Annotated in this window: 11 protein-coding genes; 7 read left to right on the top strand and 4 right to left on the bottom strand. The window is 70.9% G+C overall.

Going from position 1 to position 19640, the window contains the following annotated elements; translation table 11 throughout:
• Positions 1-62: 62 nt before the first annotated feature.
• Both BLT23_RS39795 and BLT23_RS00305 read left to right on the top strand, forming a co-directional pair.
• Positions 63-278 carry a hypothetical protein gene (locus BLT23_RS39795; protein ID WP_143035768.1) on the top strand — a complete coding sequence of 72 codons (216 nt, stop codon included), beginning with the start codon at positions 63-65 and terminating at the stop codon, positions 276-278.
• A gap of 6 nt (positions 279-284) precedes the next feature.
• Positions 285-1859, top strand: a complete 1575-nt coding sequence (locus BLT23_RS00305; protein WP_090044348.1) for a helix-turn-helix domain-containing protein — start codon at positions 285-287, stop codon at positions 1857-1859.
• A gap of 31 nt (positions 1860-1890) precedes the next feature.
• Here the strand turns inward: BLT23_RS00305 and mshC are convergent, their stop codons facing one another.
• On the bottom strand, positions 1891-3129 hold the full coding sequence (gene mshC / locus BLT23_RS00300; RefSeq protein ID WP_090044347.1) for a cysteine--1-D-myo-inosityl 2-amino-2-deoxy-alpha-D-glucopyranoside ligase: 1239 nt from the start codon (positions 3127-3129) through the stop codon (positions 1891-1893).
• Positions 3130-3263: 134 nt separating this feature from the next.
• On the opposite strand from mshC, the gene BLT23_RS00295 reads away from it, so the two are divergent.
• The 4 genes from BLT23_RS00295 to ctaD all read left to right on the top strand — a co-directional run bounded on the left by BLT23_RS00295 (position 3264) and on the right by ctaD (position 14635).
• Entirely contained in the window at positions 3264-7526 is a 4263-nt protein-coding gene (locus BLT23_RS00295) for a glycoside hydrolase family 2 TIM barrel-domain containing protein (protein WP_090044346.1), read from the top strand.
• Between the two features lie 94 nt (positions 7527-7620).
• Positions 7621-11517, top strand: a complete 3897-nt coding sequence (locus tag BLT23_RS00290) for an AAA family ATPase (RefSeq protein WP_090044345.1) — start codon at positions 7621-7623, stop codon at positions 11515-11517.
• Complete coding sequence (locus BLT23_RS00285; protein WP_090044343.1) at positions 11517-12842, top strand: esterase/lipase family protein; 1326 nt, start codon at positions 11517-11519, stop codon at positions 12840-12842. The genes BLT23_RS00290 and BLT23_RS00285 overlap by 1 nt, the downstream gene beginning before the upstream one ends.
• 38 nt (positions 12843-12880) lie before the next feature.
• Entirely contained in the window at positions 12881-14635 is a 1755-nt protein-coding gene (gene ctaD / locus BLT23_RS00280) for an aa3-type cytochrome oxidase subunit I (RefSeq protein ID WP_090044341.1), read from the top strand.
• A gap of 1 nt (position 14636) precedes the next feature.
• Here the strand turns inward: ctaD and BLT23_RS00275 are convergent, their stop codons facing one another.
• Positions 14637-15449, bottom strand: a complete 813-nt coding sequence (locus tag BLT23_RS00275) for an SCO6745 family protein (RefSeq protein WP_090044340.1) — start codon at positions 15447-15449, stop codon at positions 14637-14639.
• Positions 15450-15518: 69 nt separating this feature from the next.
• On the opposite strand from BLT23_RS00275, the gene BLT23_RS00270 reads away from it, so the two are divergent.
• A complete protein-coding gene (locus tag BLT23_RS00270; RefSeq protein WP_090044338.1) occupies positions 15519-16052 on the top strand; it encodes a DUF4240 domain-containing protein in 534 nt (177 codons plus the stop codon).
• Between the two features lie 207 nt (positions 16053-16259).
• Here the strand turns inward: BLT23_RS00270 and BLT23_RS00265 are convergent, their stop codons facing one another.
• Both BLT23_RS00265 and BLT23_RS00260 read right to left on the bottom strand, forming a co-directional pair.
• The gene (locus tag BLT23_RS00265; protein WP_090044337.1) at positions 16260-18188 is read right to left on the bottom strand and encodes a vWA domain-containing protein; all 1929 of its coding nucleotides are present in this window, start codon (positions 18186-18188) and stop codon (positions 16260-16262) included.
• Positions 18185-19576: a sigma 54-interacting transcriptional regulator gene (locus BLT23_RS00260; RefSeq protein WP_245743375.1), complete on the bottom strand. Its 1392-nt coding sequence runs from the start codon at positions 19574-19576 to the stop codon at positions 18185-18187. The genes BLT23_RS00265 and BLT23_RS00260 overlap by 4 nt, the downstream gene beginning before the upstream one ends.
• Positions 19577-19640 lie beyond the last annotated feature (64 nt).

Genomic DNA, 19640 nt, shown 5'->3' with positions numbered 1-19640 from the left:
GAGACGGCAGCTCCCGACGCACGTTCCGCATCTTTTCGGACCGCAACCAGAGAGCTGAGCCGGTGAATCCGATCATTCTCGCGGCACATGCGCCGTTCCACTCCGCGCTGTCCCGTCTTCGAACCACGACCGCCTGTTCCACGACGGCAGAGGGCAAGGGACGCGAGGCGGAGTTGCGGCTCCTGCTCGCGTTCGTGCTCCTCGGCGCCGTCGTGGCGGTCGCCACCACGCTCCTCCCGCCAGAAGCACTCCGGCCGCGGAAGGGCGAGATGGGTTAAGCGATCATGGGCAAGAAGCGGCTCAAGCCGATCGCCGGCACCGACAGCCCCGCCGCGGTCGTGGCGACCTACCTGCGCGGGATCTACACGACCGCCACCGAGCTCTCCCTGGTCCAGCTCGCGTCCCGCACCGGTTACTCCCAGGCCGCCCTGTCCGAGGCGCTGAGCGGACGGAGCATCCCCACGCTCGAGCTGATCACGAAGTTCGTGCGGGAGTGCGGCCGCACCGACGCCGTGGTGGAAGCGGAGCACGTCTGGCGACGGGAGACGGCACGCAGCAGGGGGTCAACCCGCTCTCCTCACCCCGATCTGGTGGAGACGTGGGATGACCTGCACCGCGAGCTCGTCCTGCTGACGCACCAGGCAGGGCTCTTCACTCCGAAGGCGTTGTGCGACGCGGCCCGCGCGGCGGGTCACCCGATCAAGCCCACCTCGGCGCACCGCTGGCTGACCGTTCCCAGGCCGATGCGCTCGGACAGCCTGCACACGATCCTGAACGCCTGCCAGGTGTCCATGGGGATGCGTGAACCTTGGGTGAGGGCGTTCGACCGCGCGGCCGGGTCGGCGCAGGCGACTCCCCGGCTGCCCGGCAGGCAGCCGACCGGGCCCCCGGTCGCCACCACCGGCCCCGGTGCGCTGTTCCACGAGCTTCGGCGCCTGAGCCGCGGTCGCGGCCTGCACGCGCCGCACGTGGACCGGCACGTCGGCCCCACGCTGCTCCAGCTCTGCGACCTCACGGCGATGGACGGTCCCGAGACGGTCAGGCGGAAGGTCGGCGACTGGGTGCACGCCACGACCCGGCACCTGCCCCACCACCTCAGGCTCGCTGTCACGACACCGCTCGGGCTCAACCCGGACGCGCAGTTCCGGTTCCTGCAGCAACGGATCGACTGGCTGGCGTCCGAACAGGAGCGCAGCCCCGGCACCTGCCGTCGACGGATCGACGAGGCCATGAGGAGACTGGTCGAGACCGCGTTTACGCCCGAGACGGGACCCGGCATGGCCCCGGTCTCACGCGAACACACGTGGCACGTGCGGGAGTTCGAGGCGATTCTCAGCCTCACCACCGAGACACCTCAGTGCACCGAGAGCCGCACCATCGTGGCGCACCGCGACGGTCTCGACCGGATCACGTGGTCATTGACCTTGGCGCGCAACGAGGACGACTCCCCGCCGAAGCTCGACGTGTCCGTGGTGCACGGTGCCCAGCTGCTGTCGATGGAATGGCCGTCCACGCGCCGCGTCCTGCTGCACCTCGGACTCCCGAAGAGGCTGCGGGCCGGCGAGTCGCACGAGTTCGTGCTCAGGGTCAGCCTGCCGCCCGGCCGGCCGATGAGTCCCCGGTACGTGTTCTGGCCGGAGCGGCGGTGCGAACGGTTCCGCCTCGTGACGAGGTTCGGAAAGACCTTCCCGGCCGCTGTGTGGCGGGTCGACCACGTGTTCCACCGGGACGCCGACGAGATCGAGACGGGACGCGACCACGTGGAGGTGAACGACGTGGGCGAGGTCCACGTCCTGTTCTCCGACCTGCAGGCAGGTCACGGGTACGGCATCCGCTGGGAACACCGCCCCGGCGTGTGAGGCGCCGGCGTGGCGCCTCACACGCGGTTGCTCAGAGGTCCACGCCCAGGAGCGCGTCCACCGCGGTGCGGATCTGCGCGGGCCCGTGCCGGTCCGGCCCGCCGTGCGTCAGCGCCTCGTCCACCCACGCGTCGATGGCGGCCAGAGCGCGCGGCGTGTCGAGGTCGTTGCCGAGGTGGTCGCGCAGCCGTGTGACGGCGTCCACTGCGGACGGACCGGTGTCGAGGTCTGCCGCGCGGCGCCACCGGTCGAGCCGGACCAGCGCCTCGTCCAGCAGGGACTGCGTCCACGGCCGGTCGGCGCGGTAGTGGCCCGCCAGCAGGGCGAGGCGGATGGCGTTCGGGTCGACCTTCTCGGCGCGCAGCTTCGAGACGAAGACGAGGTTGCCGCGCGACTTCGACATCTTCTCGCCGTCGAGGCCGATCATGCCCGCGTGCACGTAGTGGCGGGCGAAGGGGTGCTCGCCGGTCTGGGCCTCGGCGTGCGCGGCCGAGTACTCGTGGTGCGGGTAGATCAGGTCGGAGCCGCCGCCCTGCACGTCGATGCCCATGCCGAGGCGGTTGTGGGCGATGGCGCTGCACTCGATGTGCCAGCCGGGACGGCCTTCGCCCAGCTCGGAGGGCCAGGAGGGCTCGCCGGGGCGCTTCATGCGCCACAGCAGCGCGTCGAGCGGGTGGCGCTTGCCGGGGCGGTCCGGGTCGCCGCCGCGCTCGGCGAACAGCTCGCGCATCTTCTCCTCGGAGTAGTTCGACTCGTAGCCGAACCGGCCCGTGGCGTTGTGGTGGAAGTACACGTCCGGGTACTCGTCGTCGTCGACGCGGTAGGCGTGGCCGTCGGCGACGAGCTTCGCGACGACCTCGACGATCTCCGGGATGGCCTCGACGATGCCCACGTAGTCCTGGGGCGGCAGGACCCGCAGGGCCTCCATGTCCTCGCGGAACAGGGCGGTCTCGCGCATGGCGAGCACCACCCAGTCGTCCTTGTCCCGCTCGGCGCGCTCCAGCAGCGGGTCGTCCACGTCGGTGACGTTCTGGACGTAGTGGACGTTGTGGCCGTTGTCGAGCCACACGCGGTGCACGAGGTCGAAGGTCAGGTAGGTGGCGGCGTGGCCGAGGTGAGTCGCGTCGTACGGCGTGATGCCGCAGACGTACAACCTGGCGGTGTCTCCTGGGGCCGTCGGGCGCACCTCACCCGTCGCAGTGTCGAACAGCCGCAGCGGCCGGGGGTCCCCCGGGACCCGCGGCACAGGAATCGATGACCAGGTCTGCATGCTTCCGACACTAACGCGTGCCGCCGGATGGAGTGCCACTTCCGGCTGTTGGGACGACCACGCGAGACGGGGCAGGACAGAAAGATCGGACATCCGTTGACGACGTTGTCAGGACACCCCTAGCTTCCGAAAGCATGCTTCGTGTCGTCGTGGCCACGGTGGTAGCGCTCTCACTCTCCCCCTCGACCGCCTCCGCCGAGCCGCTGGACGCGCTGGCGTACCTGGAGAACCCGCGCATGACGGGCGAGAACCAGGAGCCTCCCCACCCGGACCTGAAACCCGAGCGGCGGCTGAGCCTGAACGGCGACTGGCGCATCCGGATGTTCGACAAGCCGGAGGACGTCCGCGACACCTCGGACGGGTGGCGCACGGTCCGGGTCCCCCACACGTGGCAGACCGACTTCCTCGACCACCCGATGTTCCGCAACATCCCGACCGAGATGTACCCGGACAACCCTCCGGCGATCCCCCGCGACGTCAACCCCACCGGCGTCTACGAGAAGACGTTCGACGTGCCCGCGGGCTGGGAGCGCACGCTGCTCCGCTTCGAGGGCGTGACCAGCGGTTATCTCGTCTGGGTCAACGGCGCGTACGTCGGCTACGACCAGGGCGGCTACACGCCGGCCGAGTTCGACGTCACGAGCAGGCTCAAGCCCGGCCGCAACACGCTCAGGGTGCAGGTCCACCGCTGGTCGGCGGCCTCACACCTGGAGGACTTCGACCAGTGGCGGTTCTCCGGCATCTTCCGCGAGGTCTGGCTCTACTCGACGCCGAGGACGTACCTCCAGGACGTCACGATCAAGACCGACCTGGACGCCGAGTACCGCGACGCCACCCTCACCGCGGACGTGAAGATCGGCGGGCCTCAGGACGGCCACACCGTCCGGACCAGGCTCTTCGACCCGAAGGGCCGTGAGGTGCCGGTGCGCGACGGCACGGTCACGAACCCGCTCAAGTGGACCGACGAGACCCCGAACGTCTACGAGCTGCGGATCGAGCTGCTCAAGAACGGCCGGGTGGTCCAGACGGGCCGCCAGCCCGTCGGGTTCCGCGAGATCGAGATCGCCGACCGGCAGCTCAAGATCAACGGCAAGCGCGTGGTGTTCCGCGGCACGAACCGGGCCGAGACGTCCGTGCGCGGCAGCCGCCACGTCACCCGCGCCGAGCAGGAAAAAGACGTCGAGCTGATGAAGCGGTTCAACATCAACGCCGTCCGCACGTCGCACTACCCGAGCGACCCGTACTTCTACGAGCTCGCCGACCGCAACGGCCTGATGATCGCCGACGAGGTCGACGTCGAGACCCACCACCACGACGCGTGCCCGGACAACTGCCTGGCCGAGCGCCCGGAGTGGCAGGACGCGTTCCAGGACCGGTTCGTGGGGATGATGCAGCGCGACAAGAACCACCCGAGCGTGGTCATGTGGGACACCGGCAACGAGGCCGGGCTCGGCAAGGCCCACCACACGATGGCCGAGTACGCGCGGGCGAACGACACCCGCCCGCTCTACCACCAGCCGAACGCGCCGGACGGTGACGCGCCGTTCGCGGACGTGGCCGGGCCGCGCTACCCCTCCCCCGCGAGCCTCGAAGCCAAGGCGAAAACCACCACCAAGCCGATCATCATGGGTGAGTACGCCCACGCGATGGGCAACAGCCTCGGCAACTTCCAGGAGTTCTGGGACGTCGTGCGGGCCTACCCGCAGGTGCAGGGCGGGTTCATCTGGGACTGGGCCGAGCAGAACATCGCCCTGCCGCTGTACACGACCCCCGACGACGCGAACGGCATCCTCGCGTACCTGTCCGGCAAACCGTCCCAGGTGGACGGACCGCACGGCAAGGCGTTGCGGCTGAGCGGCCTCGACGACTTCGTGGAGGTCTACCGCGACCGCAGGTTCGACGAGGTGAGCACCGGCCTCACGCTCGACGCGTGGGTCAGGCCCGGCGCGTGGACCGGTGACTTCACCATCATCGCCAAGGGCGACCACCAGTACGCGCTGAAGATGTCCAACGCCAGCACGCTGGAGTTCTTCATCCACAGCGGCACCTGGCGCACCGTCCGCGCGACGGTTCCGGCGGACTTCCGGGACACCTGGCACCGCGTCACCGGCACGTTCGACGGCACGAGGCTCCGTCTTCTGATCGACGGGAAGGAGGCCGCCACCACCGAGTTCACCGGCACGATCGACTGGTCGCACTGGCCGGTCAACATCGGGCGCAACCCCGAGACGATGCAGGAGAACGTCGGCACGCGGATGGCGAACGGCGCGGTCGACCAGGTCCGGATCTACCACCGCGCGCTCACCGAGGCCGAGCTGGCGCGGGACCCGAAGAAGACCGCCGTGCTGGCCCTCGACTTCGAAGAGCTGGAGGACAAGGGCAGGCACCAGTCCTACGGCGCGGGCACCGGCGGTGTCGACGGCGTCGTCTGGGCCGACCGCAGGCCGCAGCCCGAGACCACCGAGCTGATGGCGGTCCACTCCCCCATCCGCTTCTCGTTCCAGGACAACAAGCTCACGGTCGTCAGCGAGCGCCAGTTCACCGGCACCGACGACCTGGAGCTGCGCTGGGAGGTGCAGGACAACGGCCGCACGGTCGCCCAGCACCGCGGCAGGCTCCAGCCGGGCACGATCACGCTGCCGGGCTTCGGTGCGGCGACCGAGCGCTGGCTGACCGTCCGCGCGACCGACCGCACGGGCGCCGTCGTCGGCATCGCCCAGTTCCCGCTGGGCGGCACGCAGGTCACCGGCCTGCACACGCCCGGCTCCCCCGGCAAGCTGACCACCACCGAGAACGACCGCGAGGTCGTCGTCTCCGGCAAGGACTTCCGGTACGTCGTCAGCAAGTCGTCCGGCACGCTGACGTCGATGCGGGTGCGCGGCACCGAGCTGCTCGAGGCCGGTCCCGAGCTGGACGCGTGGCGGGCGCCGCTGTCGAACGAGTACATGGCCGAGGACAGCTCCTGGTACCGCAACGGCCTCGACCGCCTCAAGACGACCCCGTCGAACGTGACGGTCGCGAAGTCGGGCGCCGACACGGTCATCACCGCCCGGTCGACCGCCCAGGCCGTGCGGGACGCGTCGTTCGGCCAGACCTTCACCTACCGGGTCACCGGGGACGGCGAGATCCACGTGGGGCACCGGGTCGAGGCGAAGGACCGGATGCGCGACCTGAGCTATCTGCCCGGCATCGGCTTCACGCTGAAGGTCCCCGACACGTACCGGAAGTTCACCTGGTACGGCCGCGGGCCCGGAGAGAACTACGACGACCGCAAGGCAGGCGATCCGGTCGGCGTCTACCAGTCCACTGTGGACGAGCAGTTCCAGGACTACTACAAGCCGCAGGACTTCGGCAACCACGCGGACACGCGGTGGGCGACGCTGTCGGACGGCCGCGCGGGCCTGCTCGTCGCGGGCGACCTGGACGTGCGCGTGTCCCGTTACGACGACCTCGACCGGGCCGCGTACCCGTTCGCGCTCAAGAAGAACGACGGCTGGACGACCCTGCACGCGGCGCACCGCGTGACGGGCGTCAGCGAGACGTTCCACGAGCCGTTGCCGCAGTACCAGGTGGAGGCGGGTGCCGAGTACGCCTACTCGGTGCTGCTGCGTCCGCTGACGCCCGCGGAGGCCGCGACGGGCAAGCTGGGCCGCCACGTGGACTGCGCGCCCGCGGCCGAGCTGAGGGCCGCCGACACGGCGCTGGAGCCCGGTGAGCAGGTCGAGGCCGAGCTCGTCGTCACCCGGTCCTGCCCCGGTGCCACCACGGCCCGGCTGACCGCGCCGGACGGCTGGTCGGTGTCCCCCTCCACCGCCGACCTCTCGGGTGGCTCCGCGAAGGTGACGATCGCGCGGGAAGGCGGCACGACCGGGACTCGCGCGGTGTTCGCCGAGATCACGTCCGGCAAGGGCGTCTCGACCCTCGCGAAGGACTTCACCGCGACCCCGCGTGCGCCTCGGGGTGAGGCGGCGGTGTCCTCGCTGGAGTTCCTCGGCGAGCGCAACGGGTGGGGCCCGGTCGAACGCGACACCAGCAACGGCGAGGAGCAGAAGGGCGACGGCAACCCGATGAGCATCCGCGGCGCGAAGTTCGACCGCGGCCTCGGCGTGCACGCCGACTCGGAGCTCCAGGTCTACGCGGGCGGGAACTGCACCCGGCTGACCGCCACGATCGGCGTCGACGACGAGACGAACGGTTCGGGCAGCGTCCGGTTCGAGGTGCTCGCCGACGGCCGTCAGGTCTACCAAAGCCCAGTGCTGACAGGGCAGAGCGCGGCCGTGCCGATCACCGTCGACACGTCCGGAGCGACGGTCGTGACGTTCCGGGTGACCGACGCGGGAGACGGCAACCCGCACGACCACGCCGACTGGGCGAACCCGGTGCTCCGCTGCGCGTAGTCCGGCGGACTCCGCGGTCTGGTTCACCCATGTGAGTTACCTGCGGTAACACCCCCGGACGCCCTGCGACGTGCAGGCAGGGGGTTGGTGGCACATGCGGGAAAGGGTCAGGGGCAGGTTCGTCGGCATCGGCGTCGGCTCGTACGAGCTGATGCAGCCGTTGCAGCACGCCGTGAGCGACGTGCGGGAGCTGCACGCCCTGCTGCGGGGCTACGACGGGCAGCCCCTCGCCGACCCGACCGAGGCCGAGGTCCGCACCCACATGAGGGAGCTGTGCCGGCAGCCGCAGGAGGGCGGCGCGCTGGTGGCGCTGTGGAGCGGCCACGCCGTCCTGACCGCGAAGAACCTCCGGCTGCTGGCCAGGGACAACACCGGTGAGCACGACGGCATCGCGCTGACCGACTTCGCGCTGTGGTGCGCCGCGTCGGGCGCGCACCAGGTGCTCATCGTCGTCGACGCCTGCTACTCCGGCGCGCAGCTCGACGAGGCCGTGGGGACGGTCGCCACGATCCAGGAGCAGCTGCTGGCGGGCCAGGTGCACTGGACCGGCGTGCTGGTGTCGTGTTCGAGCTTCGAGACGGCCCGCGACGGGCTGTTCGGCGGCAAGCTGCGCAAGCTGCTGCGTGTCGGCCCCACAGCCGATGAGGACGCATGGCGGTGGAGCGACCGCACGGCGTTGGTCGACGGCGGCGCGGTGGGCACGGCGCTGCTGAACGCGTGGGACAGCGATGTCCAACGGCCGCGCTTCATGCAGTACGGGTCGGCGCAGCCGATGCTGCCCAACCCGATGTTCGCCGCGAACACGGTCGTGAAGCACCTCCTGCTGGCCGCTCGCGGGGGTGACTCGGCGGACAACAGGTCGTGGTTCACCGGCCGCACCGACCAGGTCGACCGCGTGGTGGGCTGGGTGCGGTCCGGTGTGCCGGGGCTGCGGGTGGTGACCGGGTCGCCCGGCACCGGCAAGTCCGCGGTGCTCGGCAGGGTCGTGAGCCTGTCCAACCCGGCGGAACGGGACCTGCTGCTGACCACCGGGCCGTCGTTCCGGCACGCCGATCCCGGCCCCGGCTCGGTCGACGCGGCCGTGCACGCCCGCGCGATGGACGCCGACCGGGTCGCCGACCTGCTCAGCCGCCAGCTCGTCGCGGCGGGGCTGGTGCCCGCGCCGGAGGGACCTCGGCGCGGTGCGGCCGAGCTCGTGGGCGTGGTGAGCGCGCTGACCGCACCACCCGTGCTGGTCGTGGACGGCCTCGACGAGGCGCGCGGTGAGTCGTTCTCCATCGCGACCTCGCTGCTGACGAAGCTCGCGAACCACGCGGTCGTGGTCGTCTCGACCCGTCAGGCGCACCGGGTCGCGGGCGGGGCGCCGCTGCTCACCGAGCTGTCGCCGGTCGAGGTGCTGGACCTCGACGACGCCGACGACGAGGCGGACGTCCGCGAGTACGTGGTGGCACGGCTGGGCTCCCGAGTCCCCCAGTCCACTGTGGATGAACTGGCGAAGCTGCCGTTCCTGACCGCGTGGATGATCACCGACCAGGTGCTGGCGGACGGCGGAGCCGACCTCAAGCTGTCGCTGGACGCGGCGTTCGAACGTGAGCTGGCGAAGGTGCCGTCGGCGCGTGCGTTGCTCACGGCGCTGACGTGGAGCTACGGCGCCGGTTTCCCCGAGGAGGAGTGGCGCGCCGTCGCGGAGGCGTTGTCCGGCGAGAAGTTCAGCCGCGAGGACGTCACGGCCGTGCTCACCGAACTGGGCAGGCACATCGTCCAGGACGGCGAGGAGGGCACGGCGGTCTTCAAGCTCACGCACCAGACGTTCGCGGACCACCTGCGGCCCCCGTTCTCACCGAGCCGCGACGAGGTGTTCGCGCCGGGCGCCGAGAAGGTGGCGTGCGCGCTGATCGAGCTGTACCGGCAGCGGTTGCGGGCGGGCGTGCCGCCGGACGTGCCCGGCTACCTGTGGAAGTACGCGTGGCGGCACTGCGGCCACGCGGGCACGCGGGCGTTGGACGGGTTGCGGGCGCTCGCGGTGACGTACCGGCTTTTGCTGCCGGACATCGCTCTCGCGGCGACGACGGCGGCGAACGAGCTGATGCACTGGGGGCGCGCCGACGAGGCCATCGCGCCGCTCGAAGAGGCCGCCGAGCACTTCCGCACGCTCGTGCCGGAGCTGCGGATGTACCTGGCGGACCTGGCTTTCGTGCTGAACAAGCTCGGCACGCGGTTCCGTGAGGCCGGACGGCTGCAACAGGCCGTGGCGCCCGCGGAGGAAGCCGTGGTCCGGTACCGCGAACTGGTCGCGTCGACACCGACGACAGCGGAAAGCCTGACGCACAAACGACTCGCGCAACGGATCGCGAAGACGACCCCGCACGGCAGCGAGAACCCGACGTACGTGGCGCACCTCAGTGGCGCGTTGGTCGACCTGAGCGACACCTACGCGATGCTGGGGCGTCGGAGCGAATCGCTGTCCACGGCTCGTGACGCCGTGAAAGTCGTGGACTCCGACGCACCCCTCGCACGCGCGATGACGTGTCTTGCCACCCGTTGTGGCGAGACCGGCCGCCGTTACGAAGCCATGCAACGGTCGAAGCAGGCCGTGGAGCTGTACTACGCCTTGGCGCAGACCAACCCCGTGCACCTCGCGGACCTCGTCACGGCCCTGGTCGAGCTCAGCCGCGACCACCTGGCGCTCGGCAGGCTGTCCGACGCCGACCGCGTCACGCGGCAGGCCGCCGAGATCAGCGGCGCGCTCGGCCGGCACGCCGCGTTCCGCCCGCAGCTCGCCGACGCGGCGCTCAGCCTGAGCGTCGCCCACAGCCTGGTCGGCCGCACCGGCGACGCGCTGGCCACCGCCCGGCAGGCCGCCGACCTCGCCGCCGGCCTGCGCGTGCACGCCCAGGCGCTGCACAACCTGATGCGCCGCCAGCGGGACGCCGGCAAGCCGCGCGAGGCGCTCGCGACCGGCCTGCGCACCGTGGAGGTGTGCCTGCTGCCGGAGAACGCCGACCGGCTCTCGACGCTCGCCGCCGCGTTGTTCACGCTCGACACCCTCTGCGCGGCGATCGGTCAGCCCGAGATCGTGGACGAGACCTGGGACCGGGTCACCGCGCGGTTCACCGGCCCGCACCTCGCCACGCTGCTGATGCTGCGCGCTGCCGCCACCAGAGCGGGCGACCCGGCTGCCGCCGGGTGGCTGTGCCAGGCGCTGACCCACGTCGGCCAGTCGCGGCAGACGATCCACGACGTCCACGACATCGCCCGGCGCCACTACGACTCCGGCCCGTGGCCGTGGGACTCGCTGCCGGACTGGCTGACGGTCGACCGGTCGCTGCTGAGGACCGCACGCGCGTGGGTGTTCGCGCGCTCCTACGCCGAGGAGCGCGCCGTCCTGCTCGACCACCCCGAGCTGTTGTCGGCCGACGCCGACGTCGCGGTCACGGAGGCGTTGTACGGCACGAGCCTGATCGAGGCGCAGGTCATGCAGTCGCGCCGGACGACGGCACGCAGGCAGGGCGTCGTGCTCGCCTACCGGCCGTGGCTGCTCGCCAGCCTCGCGGACGAGTTCGTCGACGCCACGCCCGCACGTCGCCGCACACTGCTCGCCACGCGCCGTGAGGAGCTGCTGGACAAGGAAGTCCTCAAGAACGTGCGGGACAACCGGCCCGTGCACGCGTTGCTGCTGCTCGCGAGCGAGGACACCGGTGTGGTCGACCTCGTGCTGGAGGCGCTGGAAGACCCCGCGCGCGTCACCGAAGTCCTGCGCGGCCTGGCGAGTTCGGCCTCACCACAGGCGCTGACGCAGGCCGTGACGGCGTTGGAGCCGCATGCGCTGGCGGCGTTGTACAAGGCGGTCGCGCTCGCACGGGCCGGTGACACGCACTTGGCGTTGCCACCGCACGACCAGCGTCTGGCGTGGATCCACGAGCTGACCTACCTCGTGCCCGAGAACCTCCACCTGCTCACCGTCATCCGCAAGCTCGCCGAGGAGTCCTGATGAGCGATCTCGTCGTTGTCCTGCCCGGCATCCTCGGCAGCACTTTGCGTGACGAGGACGGCATGGTCTGGGAGGTGTCCGGCAGAGCCGCGGTGCGCGCGGTGCTGACGCTCGGCCGCAGCCTGCACCGGCTGAAGCTCCCGGCGGGCATCGGCGACGAGCACCCCGGTGACGGCATCGAGCCCGTGGCGCTCATGGCCGACCTGCACGTCATCCCCGGCATCTGGACGCCGTTGAAGGGCTACGACCGCCTGACCCGCAGGATGAACACCCTCGGCCACACCGTCGAGAAGGGCAACCTGCTGCTGTTCGCCTACGACTGGCGGCTGTCGAACCGCTACAACGGCGCGCTGCTCGCCAGGAAGGTGGACGAGGCACTGGACCGGATCGGCCCGGACGCCACGGTCAGCTTCGTCTGCCACTCGATGGGCGGGCTCGTCGCGCGGTGGTGCGTCGAGCAGTGCGGGCTGGCCGAGCGCACCGACAAGCTGATCACGATGGGCACGCCGTTCCGCGGCGCGGCGGCGGCACTGGAACAGCTGGTCAACGGCGTGCGCAAGGGCCTCGGGCCGCTCGCGGTCGATCTCACGGAGTTCGCCAGGTCGATGCCGTCGCTGCACCAGCTGCTGCCCGAGTACGCCTGCATCGAGTCGCCGAGCGGCCTGCGCAAGACCACCGAGGTCACGCTGCCCGAGCTCGACACGAAGATGGTCGAGGACGCGATGGCGTTCCACGGCGCGTTGACCGACTCGTTCGCCGACCGCACGTACGCGATCCTCGGCGGCAAGCAGCCCACGGCCACGACGGCGAGCATCGCCGACGGTAAGGTGACCTGCTACCGGACGTACGAGGGTGAGGAGCTGTACGGCGACGCGACCGTGCCGATGGTGGGGGCGGCACGGCGTGGGCTCGCGCTGTCGTCGAACACGCTGCACCGGGTGGTCGAGCAGCACACGTCCCTGCAGGACAACGCGGCGGTGCTCGACGCCGTGGAGTCGTTCCTGACCGCGAAGCCGATCGTGCCGCGCGCCGTGACGGTGACCGAACCGCAGGTCAGCGTGCCCGACCTGGTGCTGACCGGCGAGCAGCTGGAGGTCACCGTCGAACTGCGGGACACCGCGCCCCGTGCGCTCAAGGTCGCGCTGCTCGACGAGAACGGCAAGCAGGTCGAGTCGCGGAGTCCGGCGATCTCCGAAAAGATGACGGCGAGATTCGCCGACGTGCCGCCCGGTGCCTACTTCGTGCAGGTCAGCGGCATCTCGGTGGGTGCTCCGGTCGTCCCGGTGACCTCGGCGGTGCTCGTCATGGATTGCCCCGCGGTCTGACCGGGAGGACGATTTCCCCCTGGCACGGAGGAGGCGCGATGACCACGATCAAGCCCACGCCGGTGGTGCCCCACGCCGGGGCCGCTCGCACACGCCCGAAGGGCTCGTACTTCCTCTCGCTCTTCCGCACGACCGATCCCAAGCAGATCGGCGTCATGTACCTGACCACGTCGTTCGCGTTCTTCATGATCGGCGGCCTGATGGCGCTGCTGATGCGCGCCGAGCTGGCGCGGCCGGGCCTGCAGTTCCTGTCGAACGAGCAGTACAACCAGCTGTTCACCATGCACGGCACGATCATGCTGCTGCTGTACGCGACGCCGATCCTGTTCGGCTTCGCGAACTTCGTCCTGCCGTTGCAGATCGGCTCACCCGACGTGGCGTTCCCGCGCCTGAACGCCTTCTCGTACTGGCTGTACCTGTTCGGTGGCATCGTCGCCACGGCGGGCTTCGTGACGCCCGGCGGCGCGGCGGACTTCGGCTGGTTCGCCTACACGCCGCTGTCGTCGGCCCTGCACTCGCCGGGCGTCGGCGCGGACCTGTGGATCATGGGCCTCGCGGTGTCCGGTCTCGGCACGATCCTCGGCGCGGTCAACATGATCACCACCGTGGCGTGCCTGCGCGCACCCGGCATGACGATGTTCCGGATGCCGATCTTCACCTGGAACATCCTGGTGACGTCCGTGCTGATCCTCCTCGCGTTCCCGATCCTCACCGCGGCGCTGATGGGACTGGCGGCGGACCGGCACTTCGGCGCGCACGTGTTCGACCCCGCCAACGGCGGCGTGATCCTGTGGCAGCACCTGTTCTGGTTCTTCGGCCATCCCGAGGTCTACATCGTTGCGCTGCCGTTCTTCGGCATCGTGACCGAGATCCTGCCGGTGTTCAGCCGCAAGCCGTTGTTCGGCTACAAGGGCCTGGTGTTCGCCACGCTGGCGATCGCGATGCTGTCCGTGGCGGTGTGGGCGCACCACATGTACGCGACCGGCGCCGTGCTGCTGCCGTTCTTCGCGCTCATGACGTTCCTGATCGCCGTGCCGACGGGCATCAAGTTCTTCAACTGGGCCGGCACGATGTGGCGCGGCCAGCTCACGTTCGAGTCGCCGATGCTGTTCTCCATCGGCTTCCTCGTGACCTTCCTCCTCGGCGGCCTGACGGGTGTCCTGCTCGCGTCCCCCGCCATCGACTTCCACGTGTCCGACACGTACTTCGTGGTGGCGCACTTCCACTACGTGCTGTTCGGCACCATCGTGTTCGCCACGTACGCGGGCATCTACTTCTGGTTCCCGAAGATCACCGGGCGGATGCTCAGCGAGCCGCTCGGCAAGCTGCACTTCTGGACGACGTTCTTCGGGTTCCACGGCACGTTCCTCGTGCAGCACTGGCTGGGCAACGAGGGCATGCCCCGCCGGTACGCCGACTACCTGCCCACCGACGGGTTCACGTTCCTCAACACGTTCTCCACCATCAGCTCGTTCCTGCTGGGCGCGTCCGTGCTGCCGTTCGCGTGGAACGTCTTCCGCTCCTACCGCTTCGGCGACCCTGCCCCGCAGGACGACCCGTGGGGCTTCGGCAACTCCCTGGAGTGGGCGACGACCTCACCCCCGCCGAGGCACAACTTCACGGAGCTGCCGCGCATCCGCTCGGAACGGCCCGCGTTCGAGCTGCACTACCCGCACATGGTCGAGCGGATGCGCGAGGAGGCGCACTTCTCGCTGACAAATCCCGGCAAGCACCGGGTGGGCAAGGACGAGGCCACCGAGAAGGCGCTCGCGTCGACCGAACGCGACGAGTGACTCAGCGCCGTCCCGGCAGCAGCCCGCCCTCGACGACGGCCTTGCCCAGCGGCGAGGCCAGCGCGACGAACCGCTCCTTCTCCTCGTCGGACAGCACGTCGTAGGCGGGCGCGGCCATCCGGTCGGTGTCGTCCTCGATGCCCTCCCGCAGCTCGCGGCCCCGGTCCGTCAGCAGGTCGTCCTCGCCGACCAGGCCGCGTGAGCGCAGGTCCTCGACCGTGGCCGCCCACTGCTCCTCCGACCACGCGCGCGTCTTGCGCAGCACGCTCGCCGGGTAGGTGCCCGTGGCGACGTGCAGCACCAGCGCCTCGATCCCGCTGATGTTGTGCCGGAGCAACGCAGCGAGGTGGCCGTCGCCGCGGAACTCGCGCAGCAACGTCTGCGCGTGGAACAGCTGCAGCAGCGTGTCGTCCGGCCACGGCAGGCTCGCGTGCGCGGCGAACAACGGCCGCCCGTGCGGCATGTCCTTGGCCCGCTCGGCGGCGCGCTTCGCGAGCCCGGTGATCTCGTCGAGGTCGCCGGGCAGCACCTTGCGCAGCGCCTCGTCCGCCGCCTCCCAGCGCAACCGGAGGACCTGTTCCGGGGTGACCTTCTCCCACGCCTGCGGGATGCACGCCCGCACGAGCGCGGGGTTGAAGTTGTAGAACGTCGCGACCACGACCTCGGACCCGACCGGCCCCATCGCCGCCGCCCGCGACGCGAAGTACCCGGACGGGCGGTCGAGCCCGGCGCTCGCGTACCTGGTGTCCGCCTCGGGAGCGAAGTAGATCATCCCGTGCACGGGTTCGAGAGAGCGGAAGAGAGTCCTGATCATGACCCCAACCTAGCCCCGCGCACCGCCGGGTGGCCGAAAATTGTCAGACCCGTCTGCCACGCTTCGCCCGTGGACAAGAACGACTTCTGGAACCTCATCGCCGACGCCAGATCGCGCGTCGACCCGGCCGACAGCCGGGCCGTGGTGGCCGCCGCCACCGACCTGCTCGCCATTCGGCCCCCGGCCGAGATCGTCGCCGCCCAGCAGGTCCTGTGGGACCTCATGGCCGAGTCGTACCGCAACCCGCTGTGGGCGGCGGCGTACCTGATCAACGGCGGCTGCTCGGACGACGGGTTCGACTACTTCCGCGGCTGGCTGCTGACGCAGGGCCGCGAGACCTTCGAGGCGGCCGTGGCCGACCCGGACACCCTGGCGGGCCTGCCGGTCGTCGTGGCCGCCGCCGAGACCGAGGCCGAACTGGAGCGCGAGGGCGCCCTGTCGATCGTGTGGGACGCCCACCTCAAGGCGACCGGCATGCGGCTGCCCGAGGACGCGTTCACCATCCGCTACCCCGCCCTGGACCCGGAGTGGGACGCCGTCTTCGACGACAGCGCCGAGATGGCAGCACGCCTGCCCCGCCTGGCCGCGCTGTACGAGCTCTGACGCGCAGGGGGAGCAGACCATGGACACGACGCCTTCTGGGACCTGATCGCCGCCGCGAGGAAGCGTGCCGACCCGTCCGGTGAGGGTCTGGGTGGACGCAGGCGAGGGCGGGATGGCCGCAGGCGAAAGCCAGGCACGTCCCCGGTGCTGCCGTTGCCCGGCCTCACCGGTATCGCAGGTGATCGCTCACCACGGCGACTCCCGGCCTCACCGACGGCGGCGCCGGGAGGTCAGGTAGTCGCTCACCACGGCGGCCCCCAGCCCCTCCTCGTCCGGCGACACCACCCGGCCACCACCGCGCCGGGCCACGATGTCGACGAACGCGGCCAGTCGCGGGTCGTCGCCCAGCTTGAACACCGAGATCGTCGCCCCGAGCCGCGCCAGGGCGTCGACCTCGTTGAGCGTCTTGGTGAGCGTCCTGGGCAGCGGCGGGTAGTTGAACTCGGCGTCGCCGTCGGGCTCCAGGTGCGCGGTCGGTTCGCCGTCCGTCACCACGAGCACCACCGGCTGGGCGTCGGGGTGACGGCGCACGTGGCGGCCGGCGAGCAGCAGGGCGTGGTGCAGGTTCGTGCCCTGTTCCCACACGCCTTCCAGCGCGGTGAGCTGGCCGATGTCGACCGCCTCGGCGTAGCGGCCGAACGTCACCAGCTGAAGGGCGTCCGTGCGGAAACGGGTGCGCACGAGGTGGTGCAGTGCGAGCGCGGTGCGTTTCATCGGCACCCAGCGGCCGTCCTGCACCATCGACCACGAGGTGTCGACGCACAGCGCGACGGCGGCCCGGGTGCGGTGCTCGGTCTCCGCGACCTCCAGGTCCACCACGTCGAGTGACATCGTGCCCGAGCGCAGCACCGAGTTGCGCAGGGTGCGCGGCACGTCCCACGGTTCGGTGTCGCCGAACTGCCACGGCCTGGTCGAGCCCATCAGCTCGCCCGCGGCACCCGCCGAGCTGGTCTCGCGCGACCCCTGCGACGAGCGCAGCTGGTCGACGACGCCGCGCAGGGCCGTCTCCCCCAGGCGGCGCAGGGCCTTCGGGGTCAGGCGCAACGACCCGTCGGGCGCGCGTTCGACGATGTTCTGCTGCCGCAGCGCCTTCTCCAGGTCGGCCAGCCGGCGCGCGTCGACCGAGGCTTCTCCGCCCAGCTGGCGTTCCAGCGCCTCCAGGTCGATGTCCTCCAGGCGGGCGCCGGGGTAGGACTGGGACAGCTGTTCGGCCAGGGCGTCGAGCTCGGCCAGGTCGGCCATCGCCTGCGCGCCCTCGCCCAGGCCCAGCGGGTCCTGGCCGCGAAACCGCGCCGACGACGTCCAGTCCTCACCGGGACGCAGCCGTTGCAGCAGCGAGTCCAGCGTGGACAGCTGGGAGCCGATGCCGCCGAAAGCCTGCTGCGACAACGCGGACAGCTCGGCGCGCTGGGCCTCGGTCATCGAGTTCATCATGCGCTGGGCGGCCGCCGAACGGGCTGCCAGGGCGTCGATGAGCTCGTCGACGTCGCGGGGGTTCTCCGGGAAGAAGTCGCCGTGCTTGCGCATGAAGTCGTCGAACCGGCGCGGCGTGTCCGGAGAGCCCGCGGCGTGCGACTCCAGCAGCTCGTTGAGGTCGCGCAACATCCGCTGGATGCGCTTGACGTCCTCGGAGCCCACGTTGGACAGCGCCTGCTTCATGCCCTGGAAGCGCTGGTCGAGCAGCTCGCGGCCGAGCAGGTCGCGGATCTGCTCGAACGCCTCACGGGCCTCCTGCGAGCGCCAGTCGTAGTTCGCCAGCTCCTGCACGGCCGCCGCGGTTCCCGGCGGGAGGGCGTCGAGCTGGGCCTCGCGGAAGCGCGCGTCGTCGGACGGGTCGGGGAACAACGCCCTGCGCTCGGCCTCGACCGCCCGGTCGAGCAGCTGCCGCACCTCGGTGAGCGTGCCGTCGAGCCGGTGCCTGCGCTGGATCGCGGACCGGCGCTGCCACAGCCGCGACGTCAGGTCGTCGAGGCCGCGGGTGCCGTCGACGCCGCGCCGCAGCAGCTCGCGCAGCGCGGAGGACGGGGACGCGCCCTCCATGATCTCGCGGCCGAGCTCGTCGACCGCCGCGCGCAGGTCGACCGGCGGCGCCAGCGGGTCGGCACCGCCGCCCCAGCGCCCGTAGCGATATCTCATCCGTACACCGATCGGTCGTCGTCGGAGGAGTTGTCCTTCGACAGGTGGCGAGTCAGGTACAGCGACTCCAGTGCCAGCTCCACGGCGGAGGCGATGCGGCCGACGGGGTCCTTCGGGCCCGCGCCCAGCCGTTCCGCGACCTCGTGCAGGATCGGCAGCTCCGGCAACGCGGCCAGCAGGTCGCCCGCGTGCACGCGGTCACCGGTCGCGACCGGGTGGCCGTCGGAGACGACCTCGGCGAGCGTGCGCAGGTTCAGCCCGGCGAGGCGGGCCCGCGCCGTGTCCGCGATCGAGCGGCGCAGCAGGTGGACGAGGACCTCCTCCTCGCGGCCCTCCTCGCCCGCCTCGAACTCGAGCTTGCCGCGCAGCACGTCCGGCACCGACTCCAGGTCGACCGGGCGCGCGATGGCCGGGGTCTCGCCGATCAGCGCGGACCTGCGCAGCGCCGACGCCGCGACGGTCTCCGCCGCCGCGATCGCGAACCGCGCCGAGACGCCGGACCGCTGGTCGATCGACGACGACTCGCGCAGGTGCCGGACGAACCGGGCGATGATCTCCAGCAGGTGGTCGCCGACCTCGGCGACGAGCTCCGCCTCCTGGCGGACCATGTCGACCTCGGCCTCGACCTCCAGCGGGTAGTGCGTGCGCACCTCGGCGCCGAAGCGGTCCTTGAGCGGCGTGATGATGCGGCCGCGGTTGGTGTAGTCCTCGGGGTTCGCGGTGGCGACGAGCAGCACGTCCAGCGGCAGCCGCAGCGTGTAGCCGCGGACCTGGATGTCGCGTTCCTCCATGACGTTGAGCAGCGCGACCTGGATGCGTTCCGCCAGGTCGGGCAGCTCGTTGATGGCGATGATGCCGCGGTGGGCGCGCGGGAGCAGGCCGTAGTGGATGGTCTCGGGGTCACCGAGCGAGCGGCCCTGCGCGACCTTCACCGGGTCGACGTCGCCGACCAGGTCGCCGACGGACGTGTCGGGCGTCGCGAGCTTCTCCGCGTACCGCTCGTCGCGGTGCCGCCACACCACCGGCAGGTCGTCGCCGAGCTCGGCCGCCCGCCGCCGCGACTCCGGCGTGATCGGGTCGAGCGGGTGTTCCCCCAGCTCGGAGCCCTCGATGACGGGCGTCCACTCGTCGAGCAGCGAGACGAGCGTGCGCAGCAGCCGGGTCTTGCCCTGTCCGCGCTCGCCGAGCAGGACGATGTCGTGCCCGGCCAGCAGCGCGCGCTCCAGCTGGGGCAGCACCGTGCGGTCGAAACCGACGATGCCCGGCCACGGGTTTCGTCCTTCTCGCAGTGCCGCGAGGAGGTTTTCCCTGATCTCGGTCTTGACGCCGCGCGGCAGGTGCCCGGCGGCGCGCAGTTCGCCCGCCGTGCGGGCCAGGTTCTGGGTCACGCAGACGACGCTACGCACCGAAACCCGGACCGTCGACGTGGAGCAGCTCCAGCCCACTTTCGTC

This window comes from Lentzea fradiae (assembly GCF_900100955.1).
GTDB classification, from domain to species: Bacteria; Actinomycetota; Actinomycetes; order Mycobacteriales; family Pseudonocardiaceae; genus Lentzea; species Lentzea fradiae.
Note: the sequence above shows the minus strand (reverse complement) of the source record. Positions and strands in the feature narration are given on the sequence as shown.